The sequence below is a fragment of the Paenarthrobacter sp. E2MeOHC11 genome, assembly GCF_058744955.1.
In genome coordinates this window covers 3997682-4021698 of the sequence record NZ_CP196673.1, presented here as the reverse complement: position 1 = coordinate 4021698, position 24017 = coordinate 3997682, and the positions used below count along the sequence as shown (strand labels likewise).

At 62.7% G+C, this 24017-nt stretch carries 23 protein-coding genes; 6 read left to right on the top strand and 17 right to left on the bottom strand.

Annotated elements, in window-relative coordinates; all coding sequences use genetic code 11:
- Nucleotides 1-85 precede the first annotated feature (85 nt).
- Together ACSSVG_RS18695 and clpS are read right to left on the bottom strand one after the other, a co-directional pair.
- Nucleotides 86-652 carry a DUF2017 domain-containing protein gene (locus tag ACSSVG_RS18695; RefSeq protein ID WP_231340909.1) on the bottom strand — a complete coding sequence of 189 codons (567 nt, stop codon included), beginning with the start codon at nt 650-652 and terminating at the stop codon, nt 86-88.
- Nucleotides 645-1007 carry an ATP-dependent Clp protease adapter ClpS gene (gene clpS, locus ACSSVG_RS18690; RefSeq protein ID WP_231340910.1) on the bottom strand — a complete coding sequence of 121 codons (363 nt, stop codon included), beginning with the start codon at nt 1005-1007 and terminating at the stop codon, nt 645-647. The genes ACSSVG_RS18695 and clpS overlap by 8 nt, the downstream gene beginning before the upstream one ends.
- Nucleotides 1008-1083: 76 nt before the next feature.
- Here clpS and ACSSVG_RS18685 point away from each other — a divergent pair, with 76 nt between their 5' ends.
- Nucleotides 1084-2373: a nicotinate phosphoribosyltransferase gene (locus ACSSVG_RS18685; protein WP_492419249.1), complete on the top strand. Its 1290-nt coding sequence runs from the start codon at nt 1084-1086 to the stop codon at nt 2371-2373.
- Nucleotides 2373-2999, top strand: coding sequence for an isochorismatase family protein (locus ACSSVG_RS18680; protein WP_492415838.1), 627 nt, complete (start codon nt 2373-2375; stop codon nt 2997-2999). Before ACSSVG_RS18685 ends, ACSSVG_RS18680 begins: the two co-directional genes overlap by 1 nt.
- Before the next feature lie 72 nt (nt 3000-3071).
- Here ACSSVG_RS18680 and ACSSVG_RS18675 read toward each other — a convergent pair whose 3' ends face one another.
- From ACSSVG_RS18675 to ACSSVG_RS18640, 8 genes are all read right to left on the bottom strand, one after another.
- Complete coding sequence (locus tag ACSSVG_RS18675; protein ID WP_231340913.1) at nt 3072-4847, bottom strand: DEAD/DEAH box helicase; 1776 nt, start codon at nt 4845-4847, stop codon at nt 3072-3074.
- Nucleotides 4848-4959: 112 nt separating this feature from the next.
- Complete coding sequence (locus tag ACSSVG_RS18670; protein WP_089595519.1) at nt 4960-5298, bottom strand: DUF3039 domain-containing protein; 339 nt, start codon at nt 5296-5298, stop codon at nt 4960-4962.
- Between the two features lie 8 nt (nt 5299-5306).
- On the bottom strand, nt 5307-6089 hold the full coding sequence (gene nagB / locus ACSSVG_RS18665; protein ID WP_159702380.1) for a glucosamine-6-phosphate deaminase: 783 nt from the start codon (nt 6087-6089) through the stop codon (nt 5307-5309).
- An 86-nt stretch (nt 6090-6175) separates the two neighbouring features.
- The gene (locus ACSSVG_RS18660; RefSeq protein WP_231340914.1) at nt 6176-7747 is read right to left on the bottom strand and encodes a transporter; all 1572 of its coding nucleotides are present in this window, start codon (nt 7745-7747) and stop codon (nt 6176-6178) included.
- Nucleotides 7729-8619 carry an ABC transporter ATP-binding protein gene (locus ACSSVG_RS18655; RefSeq protein ID WP_231340915.1) on the bottom strand — a complete coding sequence of 297 codons (891 nt, stop codon included), beginning with the start codon at nt 8617-8619 and terminating at the stop codon, nt 7729-7731. The genes ACSSVG_RS18660 and ACSSVG_RS18655 overlap by 19 nt, the downstream gene beginning before the upstream one ends.
- Before the next feature lie 40 nt (nt 8620-8659).
- Nucleotides 8660-9760 (bottom strand): NADH:flavin oxidoreductase/NADH oxidase, encoded by a 1101-nt coding sequence (locus tag ACSSVG_RS18650; RefSeq protein ID WP_492415837.1) that lies wholly within the window; start codon nt 9758-9760, stop codon nt 8660-8662.
- On the bottom strand, nt 9760-10758 hold the full coding sequence (locus ACSSVG_RS18645; RefSeq protein WP_231340917.1) for a tetratricopeptide repeat protein: 999 nt from the start codon (nt 10756-10758) through the stop codon (nt 9760-9762). The genes ACSSVG_RS18650 and ACSSVG_RS18645 overlap by 1 nt, the downstream gene beginning before the upstream one ends.
- Nucleotides 10759-10795: 37 nt before the next feature.
- Complete coding sequence (locus tag ACSSVG_RS18640; protein WP_492415836.1) at nt 10796-12553, bottom strand: DUF8094 domain-containing protein; 1758 nt, start codon at nt 12551-12553, stop codon at nt 10796-10798.
- 202 nt (nt 12554-12755) lie between these two features.
- Between ACSSVG_RS18640 and ACSSVG_RS18635 the strand changes: the two genes are divergently transcribed.
- A complete protein-coding gene (locus ACSSVG_RS18635) occupies nt 12756-14048 on the top strand; it encodes an AI-2E family transporter (RefSeq protein WP_231340919.1) in 1293 nt (430 codons plus the stop codon).
- Nucleotides 14049-14138: 90 nt separating this feature from the next.
- Here ACSSVG_RS18635 and ACSSVG_RS18630 read toward each other — a convergent pair whose 3' ends face one another.
- Both ACSSVG_RS18630 and ACSSVG_RS18625 read right to left on the bottom strand, forming a co-directional pair.
- Complete coding sequence (locus ACSSVG_RS18630; RefSeq protein WP_253468545.1) at nt 14139-14933, bottom strand: alpha/beta hydrolase; 795 nt, start codon at nt 14931-14933, stop codon at nt 14139-14141.
- 18 nt (nt 14934-14951) lie between these two features.
- Complete coding sequence (locus ACSSVG_RS18625) at nt 14952-15296, bottom strand: Rv1322 family protein (RefSeq protein WP_231340921.1); 345 nt, start codon at nt 15294-15296, stop codon at nt 14952-14954.
- 57 nt (nt 15297-15353) lie between these two features.
- Here ACSSVG_RS18625 and nucS point away from each other — a divergent pair, with 57 nt between their 5' ends.
- The 3 genes from nucS (at nt 15354) to ACSSVG_RS18610 (ending at nt 17810) form a co-directional block, all read left to right on the top strand.
- On the top strand, nt 15354-16049 hold the full coding sequence (gene nucS / locus ACSSVG_RS18620) for an endonuclease NucS (protein ID WP_090818602.1): 696 nt from the start codon (nt 15354-15356) through the stop codon (nt 16047-16049).
- 44 nt (nt 16050-16093) lie between these two features.
- Complete coding sequence (gene nagA, locus ACSSVG_RS18615; protein WP_492415835.1) at nt 16094-17341, top strand: N-acetylglucosamine-6-phosphate deacetylase; 1248 nt, start codon at nt 16094-16096, stop codon at nt 17339-17341.
- Nucleotides 17342-17606: 265 nt separating this feature from the next.
- Nucleotides 17607-17810 carry a cold-shock protein gene (locus ACSSVG_RS18610; protein ID WP_018776337.1) on the top strand — a complete coding sequence of 68 codons (204 nt, stop codon included), beginning with the start codon at nt 17607-17609 and terminating at the stop codon, nt 17808-17810.
- A gap of 164 nt (nt 17811-17974) precedes the next feature.
- Here the strand turns inward: ACSSVG_RS18610 and ACSSVG_RS18605 are convergent, their stop codons facing one another.
- From ACSSVG_RS18605 to atpD, 5 genes are read right to left on the bottom strand one after another with little or no spacing between them, the layout of a single operon-like run.
- A complete protein-coding gene (locus ACSSVG_RS18605; RefSeq protein WP_492415834.1) occupies nt 17975-20491 on the bottom strand; it encodes a bifunctional lysylphosphatidylglycerol flippase/synthetase MprF in 2517 nt (838 codons plus the stop codon).
- Complete coding sequence (locus ACSSVG_RS18600; RefSeq protein WP_492415833.1) at nt 20473-21771, bottom strand: alpha/beta hydrolase; 1299 nt, start codon at nt 21769-21771, stop codon at nt 20473-20475. Before ACSSVG_RS18600 ends, ACSSVG_RS18605 begins: the two co-directional genes overlap by 19 nt.
- 5 nt (nt 21772-21776) lie before the next feature.
- On the bottom strand, nt 21777-22208 hold the full coding sequence (locus ACSSVG_RS18595) for a DUF2550 domain-containing protein (RefSeq protein ID WP_231340925.1): 432 nt from the start codon (nt 22206-22208) through the stop codon (nt 21777-21779).
- A 10-nt stretch (nt 22209-22218) separates the two neighbouring features.
- Entirely contained in the window at nt 22219-22503 is a 285-nt protein-coding gene (locus ACSSVG_RS18590; RefSeq protein WP_014922172.1) for a F0F1 ATP synthase subunit epsilon, read from the bottom strand.
- A 1-nt stretch (nt 22504) separates the two neighbouring features.
- A complete protein-coding gene (gene atpD / locus ACSSVG_RS18585; RefSeq protein WP_231340926.1) occupies nt 22505-23956 on the bottom strand; it encodes a F0F1 ATP synthase subunit beta in 1452 nt (483 codons plus the stop codon).
- Between the last annotated feature and the right edge of the window lie 61 nt (nt 23957-24017).

Sequence of the window (24017 nt, the reverse complement as noted above, 5' to 3'; positions counted from 1 at the left end):
CTTCCCATGGTGTGCGGCCATTACCTGTGGTCTCCGCCTCGTGTCTGATTTGTCACAGGGCAGGAGCACCAACGGGCCGTCGTGATCAGGATTTCCCCTGCCTTGCGGCCATCATGGCTTGAACCAAGGACTCCTGGAGCCACGTAGTGAAGTTGTAGACCAAGGCCAGGTAACTCTCTACGTCCTCCGCCTGGCTCCAGTCCTGCATGCTGTGAATGTGCTCGGCGTCCGCTTCGTCCCGGATATCCAGTCGTTCAGCCAGGACCAGCCGGACGTCGTTCAGCGCCATGGACCAACGAGTAGCATCTTCCGGCGACAGGACGAGGTCGTCCTTGTCCAGTCCCAAGGCGGCAGCCTTCAGGGCCCCGATCTTGTTTTCCCGCACGGAGCGTTCGGTGAGTTGCCGGAACTCCAGCGAGCCGCCGTCGTCGTCCTTCATGACGTTGGGCAAGAGCCGCAGGAGGGCGCGGTCGCTCGGCTGCTTGACGTCCATGTCCAGGCCGATGAGCGCCGCCAGTGGGTCTTCGTTCTCCCGCACGTCCTGCTCCAGCATGGAGATGACGTCGTCCAGCAATCCGCGCAGGAGATCGCGTTCGGCGGGTTCTAGGTATCCGGAGATGCCCTTGAGTCCGTACTTAAATGCCTTAGCCACGCTGCCGGCCGCCCTTTCCGGGTGTTTCATTGCCGCTTGCAGCTTTCTCCACAGTGGCCCACAGACCAAAACCGTGCATGGCCACCGCGTGCTGCTCCACTTGTTCCTTGCTGCCGTGCGCCACAATCGAGCGGCCCTTCTTGTGGACCTCCATCATGAGCTTGTGCGCTTTGGAGTCGGAATAGCCGAAGTAACTCTGGAAAACAAAGCTCACATAGCTCATGAGATTCACGGGATCATTCCAGATCACAAGGTTCCACGGGATATCAGGGGCTGTCAGGACATCGGTGGAGGACTGCTCCGCGGCTTTGGTCCGCTCATCGATGTCCGTGCCATACGCAACGCTAGGGCTCATCTGTCCATTCTATGGCGGCTCGCACTAGAGTGAATTCGTGAGTAGAGCCACGTCCTGGGACCATCCCGCAACTTCCTTGTATACAGACCACTATGAACTGACGATGCTTCAGGCCGCCTTGCACTCGGGTGCAGCGCATCGCCGGTCGGTGTTCGAAGCCTTTGCCCGGCGTTTGCCCGATGGCCGGCGTTATGGCGTGGTGGGGGGCACCGGGCGCCTCTTGGAAGGCATCGCCGACTTCCGGTTCGGCGATGCTGAACTGGCATTCCTTGAACAGAACAAGGTGGTCAACCAGGAGACCCTGGACTTCCTTGCCGGCTACAAGTTCAGCGGCGACATCTGGGGCTACGCCGAAGGTGACGCCTATTTCCCCAACTCCCCCATCCTCATCGTGGAATCCACGTTTGCCGAGGCCTGCATCCTGGAAACCTTCATCCTGTCAGTCCTCAACCATGACAGCGCCATAGCATCCGCTGCCTCGCGGATGACCTCCGCGGCCGGCACCCGCCCCTGCATCGAGATGGGCTCCCGGCGCACCCAGGAGGAATCGGCGACGGCGGCAGCCCGCGCCGCCGTGATTGCCGGCTTCGCCAGCACCTCCAACCTGGAGGCCGGGCGGCGCTACGGCATCAAGACCGTCGGTACGGCCGCCCACTCCTTCACGCTGCTCCATGACACCGAGCGCGAAGCGTTCGAAGCACAGATCGCGGCCTTCGGACCCGGGACGTCGCTGCTGGTGGACACCTACGACGTCGAAACCGCTGTGCGCACCGCCGTCGAACTCGCCGGCGACAAACTCGGGGCAGTCCGCCTCGATTCCGGCGATCTGATTGCGCAGGCACAGTGGGTCCGCCAATTGCTCGATGACCTTGGCAACGTCAACACCCGCATCGTGGTGACATCGGACCTCGACGAGTTCGCGATCGCGGCCCTGCAGTCCGCCCCGGTGGACTCCTATGGTGTTGGCACATCGCTGGTCACCGGTTCCGGCGCCCCGACCGCCAGCATGGTCTACAAGCTGGTCAGCCGCACCAACGACGCCGGGGAATTCATCTCGGTGGCCAAGGCCGCCAAGAACAAGGCGAGTGTTGGCGGACGCAAATACGCCCTTCGCAAACTCAATGACCGAGGCCGGGCCACCCAGGAAGTCGTGGGGATCGGCCACCGTCCCGAAGACGACGGCAACGACCGTGCCCTGCTTCACCAGTTCGTGAAGAACGGCGAGGTATTGCCGGGCTGGACAGGGCCCGAAGGCGTGGTTCGCGCCAAGGAGAGGCACGCCGCAACCATGGCCGAGCTTCCCGCCGTCGTCAATCGGCTGCAGCGCGGCGAGGCCGCCATTCCCACAATCTACGAGGAGAACTGATGTCCCGCGCCCTGATCATCGTCGACGTCCAAAACGACTTCTGCGAGGGCGGCACCCTGGCCGTCGAAGGTGGTGCGGCCATCGCCGGAGCCATCACGGAATATGTAGACGCCAACCAGCAACACTTCGACCACATCGTGGCAACCCAGGATTGGCACATCGAACCGGGCGACCATTTTTCCGATGACCCCGACATGGTGGATTCCTGGCCTCCGCACTGCCGGGCCCGGACCAAGGGCGCGGAGCTGCACGAGGACCTGGACCCCGAGTACATCCAGGCATATTTCCGCAAGGGCCAGTACACGGCGGCCTACTCCGGATTCGAGGGCGTCCTGGCGCCCGAGGATGACGTTCCGTCAGGAGACATCAAGGCAGGTGCAGCCGTAGCCGAAGTCTTCGACGAAGACGCTATTGGCCTGGACGACTGGCTGCAAAGCCACGACGTCGAGGAGGTCGTCGTGGTTGGCCTGACGACGGACTACTGCGTCAAGTCGACAGCGCTCGACGCAGTCCAGGCCGGATATGGCACGACGGTCATTGCCGGGCTTACCGCAGGAATCGCCGGGGACCTCGATGGGGTGTTCGACGAAATGGAAGCGGCCGGCGTCGAAGTTGAACGCGACTGAGACAGCGTAATGACAGCAAAGGGCGCCGCAACCGCGGCGCCCTTTGGCGTATCTGACTGGGTCTGGAGGCGGCTATTTCCGGCCGATGAACCAGTCCTGGAGCTTGCGCAGGCGGGCCTGCAATTGCTCCTCATTGGCTTGGGCGACTGCAGGGCCGCCACACACTTCACGAAGTTTGGTGTGCACAACTCCGTGCGGGGTGCCGGTACGGGCAGCCCAGGCAGCGACGTTCTTGGCCAGCTCGTTCCGAAGATCCATAAGCATCCGGTGGTCAGGCACAGCCGGTGCGGCCGCAGCCGCCAGCGGTGACTGGCGTTTCTTGCGCGACTGCTGATCGTGCTGGCGTTGACGCAGCAGCGTCCCCACCTGCTCGGCGTCGAGGAGCCCGGGAATGCCCAGGAAGTCCAGTTCATCATCGGAACCGATGTCCGCTCCCGTGCCGAACTCGCCACCATCAAAGAGGACGCGGTCAAACGACGCTTGGGAGTCCAGTGCTTCGAACTTGCCCTTGGTGAGCTCGTCCGATGCTTTGTCCTCCCGGTTGGCCTCGGCCATGAGGTTCTCTTCGGGATTGAAAAGGCCGTCCTCGTCCTTCTCCGGGCGGTCCAAAGCGTGGTCGCGCTCTGCCTCCATGGTGTTGGCGAGAATCATCAACGGCGGCACGGACGGCAGGAAGACCGACGCCGTCTCGCCCCTCTTGCGGGCACGCACAAAACGTCCCACGGCCTGGGCGAAGAACAACGGTGTGGAGGTGGAGGTGGCATAGACGCCGACAGAAAGGCGCGGCACGTCAACACCTTCGGACACCATCCGGACAGCCACCATCCAGCGCTGTTCACCCGCGGAGAAGTCCTCGATCTTGCTCGAAGCCTTGGAGTCGTCCGAAAGGATCACCGTGGGCGACTGGCCCGTGATTTTCTTCAACTGGCCCGCATAGGCGCGGGCGTCGTCGTGGTCCGTGGCAATGACCAGCCCACCGGCGTCCGGTACCGTCCGCCGGACCTCGCTGAGGCGCTTGTCCGCCGCTGCAAGGACAGCGGGGATCCACTCACCGGTGGGGTTCAACGCCGTGCGCCACGCCTGTGAGGTGATGTCCTTGGTGACGGCAGCTTCACCCAGCGAGGCAGCCATTTCGTCACCGGCACTGGTACGCCACCGCATCTGCCCCGAATAAGCCATGAAGAGCACGGGGCGGACCACGTGGTCCCGCAGCGCATTGCCGTAACCGTAGGTGTAATCGGCTTTCGAACGCCGGATACCGTCACGGTCCTCGGCGTATTCGACGAACGGAATAGGCGAGGTATCCGAACGGAACGGGGTACCTGTCAGGGACAAGCGCCTCGCAGCCGGATCAAATGCCTCACGCAGGCCGTCTCCCCAGGACAGGGCTTCGCCGCCGTGGTGGATTTCGTCCAGGATCACCAAGGTGCGCGCCGCTTCAGTCTTGGCGCGGTGCAGCATTGGCTTGCTGGCTACCTGCGCATAGGTGACGGCCACGCCCACGAAACCGCGACCGTGCTGGCCATCGGAGTTCTTGAAGTTGGGATCTATCGCGATCCCGACCTTGGCTGCGGCATCTGCCCATTGCCTCTTCAAGTGGTCCGTGGGAGCAACGATGGTAATCCGGTTGACCACGCCGCTGTCCAGCAGCGTGGTGGCGATACGCAGGGCGAAGGTGGTCTTGCCGGCGCCCGGCGTTGCCACGGCGAGGAAGTCCTTCGGGTTGCGGGTCATGTAGAGGTCAAGGGCCTCCTGCTGCCAAGCGCGAAGCTTGGGCGCGGTGCCCCAGGCGGCCCGTTCAGGGTACGCCGGAGGCAGGGATGGACCACCAAAAAGTGTCTCTGTCATGCTGACTCCCCCGGCCTGATGGCAACGACCATTAACCCCGGCTCCTTGGGCACACCAAAGCGCACAATAAAGCGGTGACGATCAGAAGGGACCCGTGTTCTCTTCCCACCCACTACTTGGAGTTGCCCGGGCCGCCGTTTTTTCCACCGTCGTTGCCGGGGCGGAGGCCTTCGTAGATCTCCTTGCACTCCGGGCAGACAGGGAACTTCTGCGGATCGCGGCCCGGGGTCCAGACCTTGCCGCATAAGGCAATGACGGGCTCGCCGGTCAAAGCCGACTCCATGATCTTTTCCTTGCGGACATAGTGGGAAAACCGCTCACGGTCGCCGGGTTCCACTTCCTGGCGCGTTTCCTCGCGCTCAATGGTGGCAGTGGACGTTCCGGCTCCGGAAAGCTCGCGCATGGGGTCGTTTTCGAATGGATCCGGAGGAAGCGTAGTCATGCCAAACATCTTACCGTCTACAGCCCCTGCCACTCCGGCTTGTTGTCGTAGGTGTGCCGATAGTAATCAGCCAGTTTCAGCGAGGACGCGGCTGCCTCGTCCACCAAAATAGTGGCGTGGGGGTGCATCTGGAGGACGGAGGCCGCGCAAATGGCGGCTACCGGCCCCTCTACGAAGTCGCGCACAGCCTGCGCCTTTTGGGCGCCCGTTGCGACCAGGACCACATGCCGGGCATCCATGATGGTCCCCAGGCCCTGCGTCACCACGTGGTGGGGAACATCGTCAATGGTGTCGAAGAAACGGGCATTGTCCTTGCGCGTCTGCTCAATCAAGGTCTTGATGCGCGTCCGGGAGGCCAGGGAAGAACCGGGTTCGTTGAAGCCGATGTGCCCGTCGGTCCCGACACCCAGGATCTGGAGATCCACGCCGCCCACGGCCTTGATGGCGTCCTCATAGGCCTGGCATGCAGCCTCAAGGTCCTCGGCCGCACCGTCCGGTCCATGGACATTCTCCGGCTTGATGTTCACGCGATTGGTAAATTCGCGCCGGATCACCTCGCGGTAGGACTCCGGGTGACCGGCTTCAAGGCCTACGTACTCGTCCAAGGCGAAGCCGTGGGCTTCACTGAAGTCCAGTCCCCCGGCGTCGTAACGGCGTGCCAGTTCGTCATAGACAGGCAGCGGAGAGGATCCCGTAGCCAAGCCCAGCACTGCATTCGGCTTGCGGCGCACCAACGCTTCAATGGCATCGGCTGCAAGTGCACCGATCTGCTTGGTGCCAGGGAGAATGACAACTTCCATCGTCACGGCCTTTCTAAGTAGGGTCTAAGAGCTTTCTGACACAGACGTTATCCCATGTCCCACCTATGGGCATGGTTGTTACGGAGCTAGCGGTTCACGCTGAGCTGGGCGAACATTTCCGGACCCCGCGCATCCAACCATTTTCCCCCGAGACGGACGCCGACGACGAACAGGATGACGCCCAACAACGGACCTGCCACCAGGTTGATCCAGCCGGCTTGAGTACCCCCAGTGAAAGCCTGGACGGCCACCAATGCAAGTTCCGGCACCAACAGCAGGGCCAGGACGCCCATGCCCACAAACTGAACGGCCAAGGTCTGGGCGACGTTGCCCGGCGGTTTCTTGAAAGGGCTGTCGCCCGGCAGTGGTACGGCGATGTTGTAGCGGGCCGAAATGACCGATGAAAGTCCCAACCCGGTGAACAAGGTTCCGATGGACAACCCCAGCAGGTTGGGCAGCCACTGCCAATCGCCGGTGACAAACAGCGGCCCCACGGTGAAGATCAACACTATTGGAAGCGATATGGCCAAGCAGGCCAAGGCGCGGCCCAACCTGTCGTCGACTCCCCGAACCCCCGCAGCGAGGTGGAGGGCGAACGCGGTGTTGTCGTAGGAGACATCAGCGCAAATGGACCAGGCCATGACGAAAGCCGTCAGGGGTCCCAGAATCATCAGCAAGCCATAATTACCGCTCTGGGAGCCGCTGAAAAAGAAGAGCACCGGGAACAAAGGAACAATCACCAAGGACGCGGCGTACCTGGGATCCTTCAACCAGTAGATCAATGCCCTGGCGGCAACAGCCCCGGACGGCGTTCCGGGAAGCAGGCCGAACAGACCGAGTTTCCCGCCCTTCCGGGCAGATCCTCCGGAGTACGGCGGGGTCACCAAGGCCCGCTTCAGAAGCACATGCCAGCACAGGAGCAGACCGGCAATTGTGGCCACCGAGATGAGGAGCTTCAACCCCGCTGCGGCCACGCTGCCTGAGTCAAGGTCGCCACCGAGGGACCATGCAGCACCAAGGGGTGTCCACGATACTGTCCTGGCAAGCACCGGAAGGTAATCGGCACTGCCACGCACGCCGTCCACAACTCCCAGCATGATGGGACCCAGCAAGACCAAGGGTATGAAGACGATGATGCTGCTGACATCCTTGAAGCGGCGTGACGCTGCCAAGCCGGCTGTCGCCGTCGTCACCACTTTGGACAACACTATGCACGTCAGCGCGCCAAGGATTGCACCCAGCAAAGCGCCGGCCACGGCCGGAACACTCCGCCACCAGGTTCCTACTGTCCCCAGGGCGGCCAGCAAGGTGGCCATGCCGGGGATGCCGATGAACCCTGCAAGGGCCAGGCCGGTCAGGAGTTGTTTGGCCGGTATGGCGAACGTGGTGAACCTCGCGGGGTCCAAGGTCATGTCCGCTGCGGAAGCAACGAGCGGGATGATCGCCCAGCCCAGGACCGTGGCTGCTCCACCCAATACCACCACGGTGTGGGCGATCTCCGGATCAGCCCACCGCAGCGCTATGAGGCCTCCAATCAGGAGCACCAGCAATCCCAACGCGTAAAGCAGTCCTAAAGCCATGCCAACCAACTGCCACGGACTGCGTTTGAATCCATTAAGCAGCAGACGCCACTTCAGGCTCAGAAGGTGCGCAACCATTCCAATCCCTCCGTCCGGTGTCCGCCGCCTACCAACTGAACGAAGCGGTCTTCCAGGGTTGAACCGTTGCGGACCTCGTCAACCGATCCCGCTGCCAGAACCCGGCCACCGGCCACAACCGCCACGTGACTGCACATGCGCTGGACCAGGTCCATGACGTGGCTGGACACGATGACAGTACCTCCGGATGACACATAGCCCTCCAGAATTCCCCGGATATTGGCAGCCGAGACAGGGTCGACGGACTCAAAAGGCTCATCAAGAACAAGGAGACGGGGCGCATGGATCAGTGCAGAGGCCAGGGCGATCTTCTTGGTCATGCCGGCGGAGTAATCAACCACCAACGAACCGGCATCGGCCTCAAGGTCCAGGGCGGCCAGCAACTCAGGAACCCGCGAACCAACAACGTCGCGGTCCATGCCGCGGAGAAGTCCGGAGTAGGTCACCAATTGCTCGCCCGTCAGCCTGTCAAAAAGGCGCACACCATCAGGCAGGACGCCCATGAGCTTCTTGGCCTCCAACGGCCGCGCCCATACGTCGACGCCGTGGATCAAGGCCGTGCCGAAATCCGGTCGAAGAAGACCTGTAGCCATGGACAATGTTGTGGTCTTGCCAGCGCCGTTGGGGCCGACCATTCCGTAGAAGGAACCCGCAGGCACTTCGAGGCTCACACCATCCACGGCGATCTTGTCGCCGAAGCGCTTGGCCAGGCCCCGGATGGACAGCGCGGCCAGCGGCGCACCCTCGCCGGAAGCCTCAGGAGGCAAGGGCGCACCAGTTGGCTGTGGCGGTAGTGCTGCAGGGGCTTGTGGCGGCGCGGAGCCTTGTGGCGGTGCGGACGTGGGCGTGGGTTCATGGCGTGATTCCGTCATGTGACCAGCCTAACCTCGCTCACGGAACCCGAACCCGGTTCTAGAAGCCGTGGCGGGGGACGGCACGTTGGTACTGCGGAACCCAGGGGATGTCGTGGCCCAGCTCATAGGCTGCCCTCAGCCACCAGTGGGGATCGCGCAAGGCCGCCCGGGCCATGAACACGGCATCCGCCCTGCCATTGGCAACAATGTCCTCGGCCTGGGTTGCACTCGTCAGCAGCCCCACCGCTCCGGTGGGGACGCCGGCGTCGCGCTTTACCAGTTCCGCAAACCCTGCCTGGTAGCCGGGCACCGCCCGGATCTTCTGGTGCGCAACGGCGCCGCCGCTGGAGACATCCACCAGGTCAACACCGCGCTCAGCCGCAGAACGGGCCAGACGGACTGACGCCTCACCATCCACTCCCCCGTCAGCCCAGTCCGAAGCCGAGATCCTCAGCAGGAGGGGCATGGAATCGGGAATGACTTCCCGCACAGCGTCCACCACGCTGAGCATGAGCTTGTTACGCCCCTCCTCGCTTCCACCCCAAGTGTCGGTTCGAGTGTTGATGAGCGGGCTTTGGAACTGGTGAAGCAGGTACCCGTGGGCGCCGTGGATCTCCACGGTGTCAAACCCCGCGGCAACGGCGCGGGAGGCAGCTGCCGCAAAGTCGGCCACAACGCCCTGGATGTCTTCCTCGCTCATTGCTGCAGGCGCTGCATAGCCGTCGAACGGCAGGTTCGTCGGCCCAACGGTGACCCATCCGCCGTCGGACGCCGGAACGGAACCAGAGCGGCCGGAAAAGGGCCAATAGGTTGAGGCCTTGCGCCCGGCATGGGCCAACTGGGCCCCGATCTTACAATCCACGGCCCCATGCCGGTGGACGAAGTCAACAACGCGTTCCCAGCCGGCAGCCTGCTCATCGGAGTACAGGCCGGCGTCCAAGGGGCTGATTCGCCCAACGGGGTTTACTGCTGCGGCCTCGCTCATGATCAGCGCGGCACCACCGGTCGCGAACGAGCCCAGGTGCATCAAGTGCCAGTCGTTGGGGACGCCTTCGCCGGTCTCAGGGTGGCAACTGTATTGGCACATCGGCGAGACCCACCCACGGTGCGGGATGGTGAGTGATCGCAGCTGAAGCGGAGAGAACAGCGCGGACGGCACTAGAAGAGAACCCTCGCGAGTCCCTGGCGGGCCTTGGCCACCCTTTCGTCCTGGGTTCCAACGACCTCGAAAAGCTCAAGAAGCCGCACACGCGCAGTCTCGCGCTCCGGGCCGAAATTCCTGCCAATGAACGTGATGATGCGGTTGAAGGCGTCCTCGATGTGCCCGCCGGACACGTCGAGGTCTGCAACACCCAGCTGCGCGTCGATATCATCCGGTTGCTGGGCGGCAAGGTCGCGGAGGTTTTCTGCCTCGGGAGCAGAGAGGTTCTCCAACCTGGCCATCAATTCAACCTGGGCCAGGCCGGCTTTGGCGTCAGCGTCAGCCGGCTGCTCAAGGAGGGCTTGCTTGTACGACGCTGCTGCTCCGGAGTAGTCACCGGCCTCGATCGCGTCAATGGCAGCCTGGTGCAGTGGCGGAAGGGGCTCCGGTTCGGCTTCTTCACCCTGCGCAGCGGCGTCACCGATGCTCCCGGTGACCCCGTTCGCGGCAGCTACTTTCAGGAGTTCCTCCACCAGGTCCCTGATCTGCGCGTCATCTGCGGGACCTTGGAAAAGGGGAACGGGCTGGCCCTTGACCACGGCAACGGCCGTGGGGACTGCCTGCACCTGGAAGGCCTGCGCCAACTGCGGGAAGGCGTCAACGTCGGCGGCCGCGAGAACCAGCCGTCCGCCGTAGCTTTCAACCACCCGTTCAGCAGCATCCAGGACTGCGGGAGATTCCGGCGCGTAACGCGACCAGAGAAGGAAAAGCACCGGAATCTGCGCAGACAGCTGCACCAGATCCTGGAAATTCGTTTCGGTGGCATCCACACGAAGGGGCGCCGTGCCGGCGTCGCCGTTGGGCGTTCCACCGCCGTCCGCGCCGCCATCCGCCGACGCGGCGGCCGGAGGCGCCTGGGGCGCGGCTGGACGGCGCAGAGACGAGAGGTCTACGGCGCCGCGAAGGTTGAGCTGGCTGGCAGCGGCTGGAGTGGGTCGGTATCCGGGCGAACTCATACCGTCCACTCTAGCCGCTGCCCTGCTGCGGCAATGCCTACTTGAAGCTGGCTCCCACCAGGCCGCGGGTAGCCGCAACGAGCTTCATGGGGTCGGCCGATCCTGCCGGCGGAATGTAGACGGCAACGGATTCGGCGAAGTTCAGGACCATGCCCGTGGTGGTTTCCTTGCCACCGGCGAAGACGGCGGAGTCGTCTTCAAGCAAGAGCTTGTCGCCCGCTGCCTTGGGCGTGCCCTCGAAAGCGAAGTCCAGCCGCCCAACCACCAGCGCGCCGCCGTCGGCTGTACGCAGCACCACGGTCTGGTTGGTCACGGGAGTGTGGGTGAACTTGAAGTTGGCGCTGGTCCCGTTCTTCACGGTGTCCGCCTGGTAGGTGAGGGCACCTGCGATGTACGGCGATGCCTGGCCATCGGCAAGCTTGCTCCGGTTCGGGGAGTCAGGCGTGGTCAACATTTCGGCCAGGATGCCCAGTGCCTCGTTGCCGCTGTAGGCCAAGCCGGTGTTGTCGCCGGCCGGCACAGGTTCGGTCCCCTCGCGGGGAACCGGGAACGACGGGAAGTTGGTGCCTGGCTGCAGCGGCGCGCTGCCCCAGAGCTTGTAGTTCTCGCGGGGCGACAGCTGGACCAGCGTGAGGACCTGCGGGACCACGTTGCCCTCGCCCTGGGTCAGGGCGAAGACCGTACGGGGCCACTCGCGCTTGGTGCTGATGACACTGCTCTGAAGCTTCGTGGCCCGGACAGGCATACGCGCTTCGTAGGCGGACACAGCAGTGCGGATCTTGTAGTTCTGCGTACGGATCTGCAGTTCCATCTTGTCCACGCGGGGAGCCAGTTTGGCCGCATCCTTGGCGGCATCAGCGGCGTCGACGGTGCTGGCGACCTGTTCAAGGATCCGCTGCAACTGGGATTCCAGCAGGACGGGAGTGCCACCTTCACCTTCGGCAGGAGCTGCGGCGGAAGAAGTGGATGTTGCCTCGGGTGTTGTGGTTGCCTGTGCAGCCACGGCCGTACCGCCGACCATGACCGCCGCGAGTGCCGCAGCAATTGCCGTAACCCGGAGCGCTGGACCTTCCGTTTCGGAACCACGACGCCGACCCGCGTCACCCGAAGGTGACTGGACGGGCAAGGTAGTGGTTTCCCCGCCGTCATGCGGTCCCTCATCCTGGCCGTCCTTGCGGCGGTTGCTGAGGGCCTTGGCGATGAACGGCAGGGCCGCTCCTGCGAGGATGATGATGATGCCCAGAACAATCAGCGGCACAGCCCAGGGGGTGGTGGCGTTGTTCGGGAAAGTCATGGAAATCGACGACGGCGCAGGCTTGGTTCCGTCGCTGGCCACCAGCAGGGACCACTCGCCATCGGCAGGAGGGTTCCAGGTGTAATCCAGCTCGCCGCTGGCGTCTTCAGTGCTGACCCACAGATCGGATCCGGCCGGTGATGGCGCGGCGGCTTCACCATCGGCAGAGGTCACCTCCAGGGACTTCTGGTCTGCCGACACGCCCGTCAGCGTAGTGTGGGCAGTTTCACCCACCCAGGCTTCGACGTCGTCCGGGCGTCCAGTAGCAACCATGAAGTTGCCTTCACCTTGGATCTTGATCTTCACCGGCCCGTCGTGGAGGGCAATCAACTTTTGGTCGATCACGGTCAGCGGGGCAGCTTTGGTATCGCCGGGAACCGAGGCGGTCACGGTCTCGGCGGGGGCCCAGAATGTCAGCTGGCCAATGCCGGCCAGCATCGTCAGCAGGCCCAGCAGCACCAGCACGGCTGCAGTCTTCAAACGCACAGGATCACCTATCATCAGCGGTCGTTGAACTTCAAGGGTAACCGTTTTGTTATCAGAGAGTCAGATCGAGGTGATCTCGCCAACATCCGGAAAACCCCGCCATCGCGCCGCCAAGGCGGCATTCCACGCTCCTGATAGTGTGGCGATGATCATGATATACGGGCCGTTCTGCGCCTGAATCAGCCCTTTACCTCTACTGAAAAGGCAGCAAAACCGCGTGAAAGACCACTTGGAGCCCCGCCCCGCCGATGAGCCCGGGTCAAGTGCGGTGGATGCCCCGTCAGACGGCGCCGCCGCAACGGTTCCTGTACGTACCGGACGCCTGGCCGCCCTTGGCCGGAGGTTAAGGCAGCCCATTCCGGGAGCCCGCACCCGCGTCCGCTTCGAGATGCCCCCGGAAGACGAAACAGACGAAGTATCTGCAGGGCTCCGGCCTGAAGACGACCACGGCTTCGGCGCCCCGGGCCCGCGCATGTCATCCCAGCACCCCCTCTATGTCGGTTTCATGGGGACAGCCGGCGTCGGCATTGCCCTTGCAGTGTTCTATATCGCCAGCAACACCACCCAGCTCATCCTGTGGATCGTTGCAGCCCTCTTCATTGCCCTCGGGCTCGATCCCGTGGTCCGCTGGCTCGAGTCCCGCAAGGTCCCCAGGCCGGCCGGCATCCTGATCTCCGTCTCTGCCCTGGTCCTGGCCGTGGCCGGGTTCTTCGCAACGTTGATTCCCACGATCGTTGAACAGGTATCGGAAATCGTGCGCCAAGCTCCGGAATGGATCCGCGGCTTCCTCGACTCGGACTTCTTCCGCAACGCAGACAGCCAGTTTGGCGTCCGGGACCGAATCACCACCGAACTGGATAAGTTCGTCAAGGATCCCGAGGCCATGGGCGGGATCTTCGGTGGCGTGGTCGGTTTCGGCTCCACCGTGGCCAATGGGCTCTTCGGTTCCCTGATCGTGCTGGTCCTCAGCCTTTACTTCCTGGCGGCCTTGCCGTCGATGAAGAAATGGGCCTACCGCCTGGCTCCCCGATCCCGCCGGCCCCGTGTTGAGGCCCTCTCCGAAGCGATCACCGATTCCGTCGGTAACTACGTGATAGGCCAGGTCTGCGTAGCGCTCCTGAATGCAATCTTTGCTTTCATCCTGATGACCATCCTGGGTATCCCGTTCAGCGTTCTACTGGCTTTCGTCGTTGCCTTGCTGGCGTTCATCCCGCTGGTGGGCGGCATGATTGCCGCGGTCGTGGTCATCCTGGTGGCCCTTACCGCCGGCTGGCAGACCGCCGTGATCTACGCGATTGCCTACTTCGCCTACCTGCAATTCGAGGCGTACTTCATCTCCCCGCGCATTATGCAGCGCGCGGTGGCGGTCCCGGGTGCCGTAGCGGTGATCTCGGTGATTGCGGGCGGCAGCCTTCTCGGAGTCCTGGGCGCGCTGATCGCCATTCCTACAGCGGCCGCCATCATGCTCCTGATCAAGGAAGTCTTCATCATGCGCCAGGACCGGCACTGACGTCGTCCGCTGCCGGGTTTTTGTACAGATAATGCCCCTTAACCGCGAGGTTAAGGGGCATTATCTGTACAAAAACCCTTCGCTACCGGACTATCCGTTCGCTACCGACCCCGCCCACTCGCGGGGCAGGCCCTCAACGCCGGCACCTGCGGGAGTGACGTCGTCGACGATTTCATTCAGGACGCGCGCCGCGTACTTCTCGCCCACCCACAGGTGCTTGGCACCGTCGACGCCGACCAGCCGGGCCTGCGGCACCAGGCTGAACCGCTGGGCTGCTTCGGCAGGCTGCAGGTAGTCGTCGTGCTCCGGTACCAGGACCGTGAGCGGCTTGGCGGAGGCGGCCCACTCCTTGAGGTGCACGTCCGTGGCCCTGTGCAGCGGCGGAGACAGCAACACGGCCCCTTCGATCTCCGAGGCCACCGGCTCCACAGCGCCGTACATCAAGGCGAGCTCAGTGCCGAAGGACCAGCCCACCAGCCAGCGGTTCGGCAGTCCGCGGTCCACGGCGAACCGCACAGCGGCCTCGACGTCGTAACGCTCACCGATGCCTTCCTCGAACTGGCCCTCGCTGGTTCCCCGCGGAGACTGCGTGCCGCGCGTGTTGAACCTCAGCACGGCAACTCCGGCAAGCGCAGGAAGCCTGTACGACGCCTTGCGGTAGACGTGCGAATCCATGAACCCCCCGTGCGTCGGCAGCGGATGGAGGGTGATCAGCGTAGCGGTAATCTCCCCTGATTCCGGCAGGGCCAACTCACCCAGCAACACCTTGCCGTCTTCGGTGGTGAACTCCACATTCTCGCGGCGGGCCGGGAGGACCGTGGAAGCACGGATCTCCGCAGGCGCATCCTGCGGGGTGAACACGAACGAGGCGGGGTCGAAAGTCATGGTTCCAAGCCTAGCGAATCAGCGGTATCGGTACGTCCGGCCCGTCCAGCAGTTGGTGTGCCAGTGCCTGCGTTCGGCCAGCCCGGCGGCCTGCCCGAACAAGTGGCTGTCGGACCACACCACCAGGTGGGCGATGCCCGGGACGATCGCGGTGGAGCAGCCGGGACAGATGTACTGTTTTTCCGCTTTTTTGGCCGTCATGGTCCGGACCATCCAGTCGCCGTCCGGCGCGCTCTCACGCCGGGCAATCCCGCCGCGCGCACGCTCAAGGTCAAGCTCGGGCGCCGGTTCCGTCCATTTGCCGCCGGCGCTGCCGGTGCGTGTGCTGGACGCGTTGCGACGAGGGCGGTTGGAGCGGGGCATGCTTCCATTCTGCCTCAGCCACTCTGTCGTAGATGGTGAGACGGTAATGTGGGGCGGGTGCGACTCGTCATAGCCCGTTGTTCTGTTGATTACGTTGGCCGCCTCAAGGCCCATCTCCCCCTCGCCACCCGGCTGCTGCTGGTCAAGGCTGATGGCTCGGTGCTGGTGCATTCGGACGGTGGCTCCTACAAGCCGCTGAACTGGATGAGCCCTCCGGCCACGCTGCGGGTTACCACTCCGGAGGAGACCGAAGTGGAGGAAGGCGTGGTGGAACAGTGGACGGTCCAGTCCGCTAAGACCGATGACCGCCTCATCATCAATATCTACGAGCAACTGCACGACACGTCACACGATCTCGGTACCGATCCAGGCCTGATCAAGGACGGCGTGGAAGCGGACCTGCAACGGCTCCTTGCAGAGCAGATTGAAACTCTTGGAACCGGCTACTCCCTTATCCGGCGTGAATACTTCACGGCCATCGGCCCGGTGGACATCCTGGCCAGGGATGCCAGCGGCGCCACGGTGGCTGTCGAGCTGAAGCGCCGTGGCGATATCGACGGCGTCGAGCAGCTGACGCGCTACTTGGAACTACTCAACCGTGATCCCTTGCTGGCGCCGGTGCGCGGCATTTTCGCCGCCCAGCAAATCAAGCCACAGGCGAAGGTTCTTGCCAACGATCGCGGTATCGACTGCGTCACGCTGGATTATGACGCCATGCGAGGCGTGGATGACAGTGAGTCGCGGCTCTTCTAGGCCCTCCCCCAACGCGTGTGCCGCAGGCCACTAGAATCAAAATCATGACTGCCGCAGATCGTTTCCCCAGTTCTCCCGCGCCCAGCCACCAGATCCTCAAAGGAACACTGGTCAGTGACGGCGAGGTGGTTGAGGACGGCCTGGTGGCCATCGATGGCGACCGGATCGCCTATGCCGGCCCGGCCGGCGGTTTTGATGCCCAGGAATTCGAGGGCTTCCAAAGCGCCATCCGCCTGGGGGTGCCCAGTGGCAGCTACCTCATTCCCGGCCTGGTGGACGTTCACTGCCACGGCGGCAACGGCGGCGATTTCCCTGGCGGGGAAGAAGCTTCGGCCCGCAAGGCTGTCGACTTCCTCCACCGTTCAGGGACCACGACATTCCTGGCCAGCATGGTCACCGCTCCCCGGGAGGACCTCCTCCGCGGCATTGAGCTCTACGTGAAGCTCGCCGACGAAGGATTGGTAGCCGGAATCCACCTTGAAGGCCCGTTCCTGTCCCATGCCCGCTGTGGAGCCCAGAACCCGGACTACCTGCTGGAGCCCGACCTGGACCTCATGGACGAACTTGTGGGCGCCGCAGCCGGCAAACTCGCCACGATGACCTACGCCCCGGAGCTTCCGGGCGCCGCAGCACTGGTGGATCTCATGACCTCCCACGGCGTCACGCCCTCCTTGGGGCACACGGACTGCGACGACGCAACGGCAGCCGCGTCGCTTGCCGCCGCCCGCGAGGGACTTGAGTCCGCAGGGTTCGACGGCGTCAGTTCGCTTCCTACCGTCACTCACCTCTTCAATGGGATGCCACCGATGCATCACCGCGCTCCTGGCCCCGTCGCGGCCTGCCTCCGGATGGCCCAGGAGGGCAAAGCGGTTGTGGAGCTCATCGCCGACGGCACCCACCTGGATCCGAGCACAGTTGCCACCGTCTTCCAGCTTGTAGGCGCCGCCAACATCGTCCTGGTGACTGATTCCATGGCCGCTGCCGGCCTATCCGACGGAAGCTACATGCTCGGCCCCTCCCCCGTGACGGTCAGCGACGGCGTGGCCACTCTTGATGCGACAGGCTCCATCGCGGGTGGCACCGCCACCCTTCTGGAGGTCGTCCGTAAAACCGTGGCGGCCGGCGTCGCACTTCCCGATGCCGTTTGTTCTGCAACAGCAGTACCTGCAGCCGTACTCGGACTTTCCGATGAGATAGGCGGGCTTCGCCGCGGCTTGCGGGCCGATCTCGTTGTGACAAACGAGGACCTGGAACTATCAGGCGTCATGCGTAACGGACGGTGGTTGTCCTAGCGTGAATTGAATGCGCCCGCGTTACCTTCTTTTTACCGAAAATTTTCCCGAATTGCCCAAAAGACCGTTGACCTCCGGCAGGGCACATGAAAGTGTTGTAGCAGTCTTTGTGTAGGTGGTTTTCATGCTCGCAAGACGAGTTGCGAGCGTGAAGCTCCTGCGAAACCAACCGGGCCTTGCCTGGACGGAATCCAAGGTCTTCTCGCGGAGTAACAAAGCCGGTACGAGGTGTATCGGACTGATGTTCCACAATGAGGAGAAATACATGGCACTGGGAACCGTCAAGTGGTTCAACGCTGAAAAGGGCTTCGGCTTCATCACCCCGGACGACTCGGATGGGGACGTTTTCGTTCACTACTCCGAGATCCAGACCGGTGGCTTCAAGACCCTCGACGAGAACCAGCGCGTTCAGTTCGAGATCGGTCAGGGCGCCAAGGGCCCCCAGGCAACCGGCGTTACGGTCGTCTAGCCTTACCCGTTGAATTCTGCTTGTTGCAGTTTCAACAAACACGTTGACCCCGGCTTTTGGCCGGGGTCAACGTGTTTAAGGGCGGTTATGTCTGATATTTCGACAACAACTGTTACTAACCGTGAAGAAAGACGAAATCCCCGTTGTGAATGGGCGTTGACAATTCAAGCAACCAAGGTCCGGAGCAGCCGAGCCGAATGCCGTACCGACAATCCAGGAAGATAGGCGCGGCTGAGTGCACGTCCCATTGCAGGAAGGTGCAGGGGGTCTTGGTAATACATGTACAACGTTCGGTACTCCGGCTGGAATCTCGACTTAAAAGAAGCCAGGGACCTGAATCCATAAACGGGTTCCAAGGCTTGACCTACGGCGTCAAGAATTCCGGCCAGGCCTTCGGCACGCTGTTCGATTTCGCCCCTCTCCCGGGCCAAGGGAGAGCCTGACAGGGAGATGACCTCCACGGAGCTGCGCAGGTGCAGGATGGCTGAGGCAACCAGGAACTCCATGACACCCGGGAAGGTATCGCCACGCCGCCTCATGAAGTCCAACGTCCAGCTGACGACCCGCCCCTCTTCATAGACCGGCAACCAGCTGGTGACTCCGTAGACGAACCCCGCTTCATCCACGGCGACGCAGCAGAGGACGTCGTCGTCCTCCAGTTCGTCCAGGCCGCCCAGGGTGAAGCCCATCTCAGGAATCTTCTTTTGGGCTGCCCACTCCTCCGAGACCTCCGTGACCTGGGAGCGCACGCCGTGGGAGAACTCAGAGTAGCGGCCCCAACTGGCCGTTATTCCCAGCTTCGTGGCCCGGTTCAACGACGTCCTGACGTTCTGCCACTCCTTGCCGCGGAATTCCAGGTCCCTTATCCGGAGGCGGGTTTCCTGGGCAACAGCCACCCGGCGGAACCCGCGCGCCTGCAGGATGGGCCACAGTTCGTCGGTGCAGGAATAGAAGCACGGGATCAGCGCCTGTTGGGAACAATACTCAAGGAAGCCAGTGGCAGTGTCCAAGTGGTGTCTGCTGGCGCCAAACGGGCCAGCCAGCGTCAACGCCACGTGTCCGTGCTGTTGGTAGGCCACTCCCCCGGTTCCTCCGGCGCTGAACCAATACTTGTTGGGTTCCCAGAGCGCCATCCAGGACAAGGAGTCGCCGCCGGACCTGACCAGCGCGCGCGCCCTCTCGCGGGCCTGGTGGTCGAGCCCTCCGGAGTGGTGTCCACGGATGAGCAGGATCCATACGCCCACCAACGCCACCAACCAGAAGACCGTGCCGGAGTAGGAGAAGAGGAACACCTCCACCACATCACGTTCGGCGAAGACTTTCCGGTAAACGCCCGGAAGTGGAACGGGGAGGTACTGCCTGGCCAGCTCAGCGGCCAGGCCCAGCAAACCGCCGTCGCGATCCATACCGCCGGAGGCCAGCCACACCACGATGTATCCGAGGCTTAGCCCTGCCCCGGTCATACCCACCAACCAGAAGATCCTGCGCCGTAGACGATCCGAAGACACCACCCGAAAGTGACCACGGTACGCAAAAAGGAGTACAGCAAGGATAAGCGGCACCAAGACCAAGGGGATGAGATGGACTACCGCCGAGTTCAACATGGACACGTGGGGACGTCCCTGGAGCCTGGGCATTCCGGCAAAGAGGCCAAGGTAGATCGCCGACAATGCCACCACCACCAGCTGGACACCGATCGCGATCCCCAAAGCCAGCCTGCGTCCACGCCTCATACCGTCGGCGCAAATGAGGAGCAGAACCACAGGCACCACGGCCAGCGCTAAACCGAACGGGCCCGTGTAGCCCTGGCGACCTACTTCCAGACAGGCAACGTCAATGGTTCCCCCGCACGTGCTCTCCAATTGGCTGAGCGTGGGCAAAGGATTCAGGATGACGTCCCTCAGCAGGGCCAATGGCCCGGACGGGCTCTTCGCGGCCGCAGTCACAATGGGTCCCACTGCGAAGATTGCCATCGTCAACGACAGGAGGTTCCGCACTTCCCTGCCCGTGGACCGATGCAGGTGAAGATGTCCCTGGCTGCTTTGCATCCACCACCCCGCGGCCAATCCAATCAGCGCGCCAAGGAATCCCACCACTGTCTCGGCGTGGCCAACGTACAACACCAGGAGCAACGAGACCGAAAGGGCAACTGTGCGCAATCGTCGTTGCCACAGTGTGGGAAGCAGTGCACTGGCAGCCAAGGTAGTGGCTAAAACTGCACCGTAGGGGCCGATCAGCCGGGTGTCTGCCATCCGGGAAAGCCAGCCGTCATCGGAATGCTGTGCCACCTGGGTGACCAAGAGGAACGCTGACACGCAAGCGAACTGGCTGCCCAGGAGGACCGCGGCCGTTGTGAGCGAACCCAACTGTCGTTCAGCAAGGCCCAAGAGGAACAGGATCATCAGGATGGCCGTGGCATAAGCCAACGGGTTGGTGGTGAAGAACAGCGACGTCCAGATGGACCACCACTCGCCGGACTTCAAGCCATCCAGGGATACGCCGGCAAGGGAAAGCCACGGCTCCGGCGGACCGGACAGGATGCTGCCAGATACCAAGGACACGCCCACGAACAGGACCAGCATCAACGAGGTGAACGGCGTGGCCCGCACGTGCCTGCCCGCGTGCAGCAGTGCCGGCTTGATCACACCCTTGAGGGCAATACTCACTGCGTCAACCCCCACCGCGCAGCCAGGAAGCCCAGGCCACCGGGCATTCCCCTGACCACGGCGTCCCAGGAGTGCCCGGCATGCTGGATGGAGTGTTCTTCGGTGTGGAAGCCCGCATCCCTCGCGGCATTGGCGAGCTCATGCATGTAGTCGATGAACTCGTGGTCGGTTTCGCCAGCAGTTAAATAGACGCCGCTTCCTGGGTACTTGCGTTGCTGCATCAAGACCAAAGGCGTCCTGGACTCGAAAGCCTCCACGTCGCCGTCGAACGAGTCTTGAATGGTCTTGTTCCGATCCTTGGCAAGCGCGGGTTCACGTTCTGCCGAGAACCCAAGCACCGAGGGAAAGAGCTCCGGGTGGGCTGTACCCATTTGCATGGCACACGTTCCGCCGAACGAGAAGCCGCCCACCGCCCACAACCGGGGGTCGTTGGAAACATCCAACGTCGACTTGATCCAGGCAGGAACATCTTGGGAGAGATATGTATCCGCTGGGGCAATCCTGCTGTCCATACACATGGTGTTGGCGCTGGCTGAACCATTCGGATCCACCACCACCGTCACCGGAGCGAGGCCATGGTGCGCTTGGGCAAAGCGGTCAAGTTGTAAGCGGAGCTGGCCACCGGTCAGCCAGTCTGCAGGCCCGCCTGGCTGACCGGAGAACAGCACGAGAACAGGCAGGCTCGGACGGAGCTCCGTCTGATAGGCGGGAGGAAGGTAGATGTACGCTTCGCGTGCCGTGAAACCGGAGACGGTTCCGGGGATGTCAGCTTTGCGCAGGATTCCGTTTCCGGGCATGGACTCCGGGGCTTTCCACCCTTCGAGGGGCAGAGAGGGCTTGCCGTCCGGGTTCCGTTTGAGGCTGGCCTCCAACGGTTGAATCCTGGCTATCGCGGTTCCCAGCAAGTCGGCTACAGAGTTGTTCAGGCCGAAGTAGATATTAACCTGGACCGCGCTGAGAAGGACGACGCCGAACATCGCCAGGACGCTGAGTGAGCGCCCCTTGGCGGAATTGCGGGGAAAGCGCGCCGCGCAAAGGAGGATGGCTGCCACGGCCGGCACAGACCAGGCCAACGTCTCAAAGGGCAGGTTCTCCGAGAATGTGGCCATGAGATCCACCAGGATCCAATGAACCAATGCCACAATGCCAGCGGACAGAGCCAGCGAGGCCACAACGACCAGCGGCCAGGAACGTCGACGCCGCCAGAGGAGGTACGCCCCACCGGCAGCACCGCAAGCGATGCTGAACCAGAGGAACGGACCACCAACCAGGCTGACGTCGGAAAGAAAATCCATAACGCCTAACGCCAGGTACCTACGCCGATGACCGGACCGGCCTCCAGCCAGGAAGACAGCCCTGCATAGGCGTCAAAGTTCATGGCAAGCATGAACTTCTTACCTTCGTACTGCAACTCAACCACCACGACGCCGGGCTGCACCTTCACGAGTTCATCTTCCGTGGGCTTGCGGCGACCCAGAAGTTCCAGCGAGCTGCGCGTAAATCTATGCTTGGGGATCACGCTCAGGGACATCAAGCGGAACCACTCCAGCTCATTGTCCTGATAACGACAAACCCCCATCTGCCAGCTGTTTCCAGCCGTGCAAATGGAGGCGTCTACCGTGCCCAGGGCACGCCGTAGGTTGAAGCGGCGCACCCCGAACAGGCACAGTGAAATGATCAGCAACGTGAACGCTGTTGCCAAAGCGATGAACGGAATAAGGGAATCGTCCATCAAGGTCGTGCTATCGGATCCCCGCTGTAGCCGCTTCGCCCAATTTGGCGTTGTCAGCAACAATGACCACGCGATCGTTGTCGACGGAGAAGAATCCGCCGTCCACTACTACCGCAATGCGATCACCGGAAACCGGCTGGATTGCCAGCTCGCCCGCAGCCATGATGGCCAGAAGGGGCGAGTGGCCCGGCAGGATTCCGATTTCACCATCGCTGGTGCGGGCCTTCACCATCTTGGCCGCACCGGACCACACGAAGTGGTCCGCTGCGACAATCTCAACCTCGAGCTCAGCCATACTACTTGGTCTGTTCCTGGATCTTGGCCCAGTTACGCTCGACGTCATCCAGGCCGCCGACGTTGAAGAACGCCTGCTCTGCGATGTGGTCCAGCTCGCCGTCGCAGATGGCCGTGAAGCCTTCAACCGTGTCCTTGATGGAGACGGTGGAGCCCTCTACGCCGGTGAACTGCTTGGCGGTGTAGGTGTTCTGCGAGAGGAACTGCTGGATGCGGCGTGCACGCGACACGACGATCTTGTCCTCTTCAGAAAGTTCGTCAACACCGAGGATGGCGATGATGTCCTGGAGTTCCTTGTTCTTCTGCAGGATCTGCTTAACACGGACAGCCGTGTTGTAGTGGTCCTTGCCGATGTACTGGGGATCCAGAATACGGGAGGTCGACGTCAGCGGGTCAACGGCCGGGTACAGACCACGGGATGCGATTTCACGGGAAAGTTCCGTGGTCGCGTCGAGGTGTGCGAAGGTCGTTGCCGGAGCCGGGTCGGTGTAGTCATCAGCCGGCACGTAGATGGCCTGCATCGACGTGATGGAGTGACCCTTGGTGGAGGTGATGCGCTCCTGGAGCAGACCCATCTCGTCAGCAAGGTTCGGCTGGTAACCCACAGCGGACGGCATACGGCCGAGCAGCGTGGAAACCTCCGAGCCTGCCTGCGTGAAGCGGAAGATGTTGTCGATGAAGAGCAACACGTCCTGGTTCTGGACATCGCGGAAGTACTCCGCCATGGTCAGAGCGGACAGGGCCACGCGCAGACGCGTTCCCGGCGGCTCATCCATCTGGCCGAAGACAAGGGCGGTGTCCTTGAGAACGCCGGCCTCTTCCATTTCAACCCAGAGGTCGTTGCCCTCACGGGTACGCTCGCCAACACCGGCGAATACGGAAGTACCACCGAAGTTGCGGGCAACACGGGTGATCATTTCCTGGATCAGAACGGTCTTGCCAACGCCGGCGCCGCCGAACAGGCCGATCTTTCCACCCTTGATGTACGGGGTGAGAAGGTCGATGACCTTGATGCCGGTCTCGAGCATCTCCGTGGAGCCCTCGAGCGAAGCGAAGGCCGGAGCCTTGCGGTGGATCGGCCAGTAGGCGTCAGCCTTGATCTCCGACTCGTCAACATCCAGCGGCTTGCCGAGGACGTTGAAGATGTGGCCCTTGACGCCGTCGCCGACGGGCACGGAGATCGGAGCGCCGGAGTCCTGCACGGTGGTACCGCGGACGAGGCCGTCGGTTGCCTGCAGGGAGATGGCGCGAACGAGGTTGTCACCCAGGTGCTGGGAGGTCTCGAACGTGATGGTCTTCGTCTGGCCGTTGAGAGTGATCTCAGTGGTCAGAGCGTTGTAAATCGAGGGGATTGCGTCAGCCGGGAATTCGACGTCGACAACCGGACCAATAACACGGGCAATGCGGCCGGTGGCACCGGCCGTTGCTACGTGTTCGGTAGCAGTGGCAGTCATCTCTCTCACTTCACTCAGTAGATGGCGTGGGGTTAAGTTTATCTGTTTGTTGCAGGTGCGG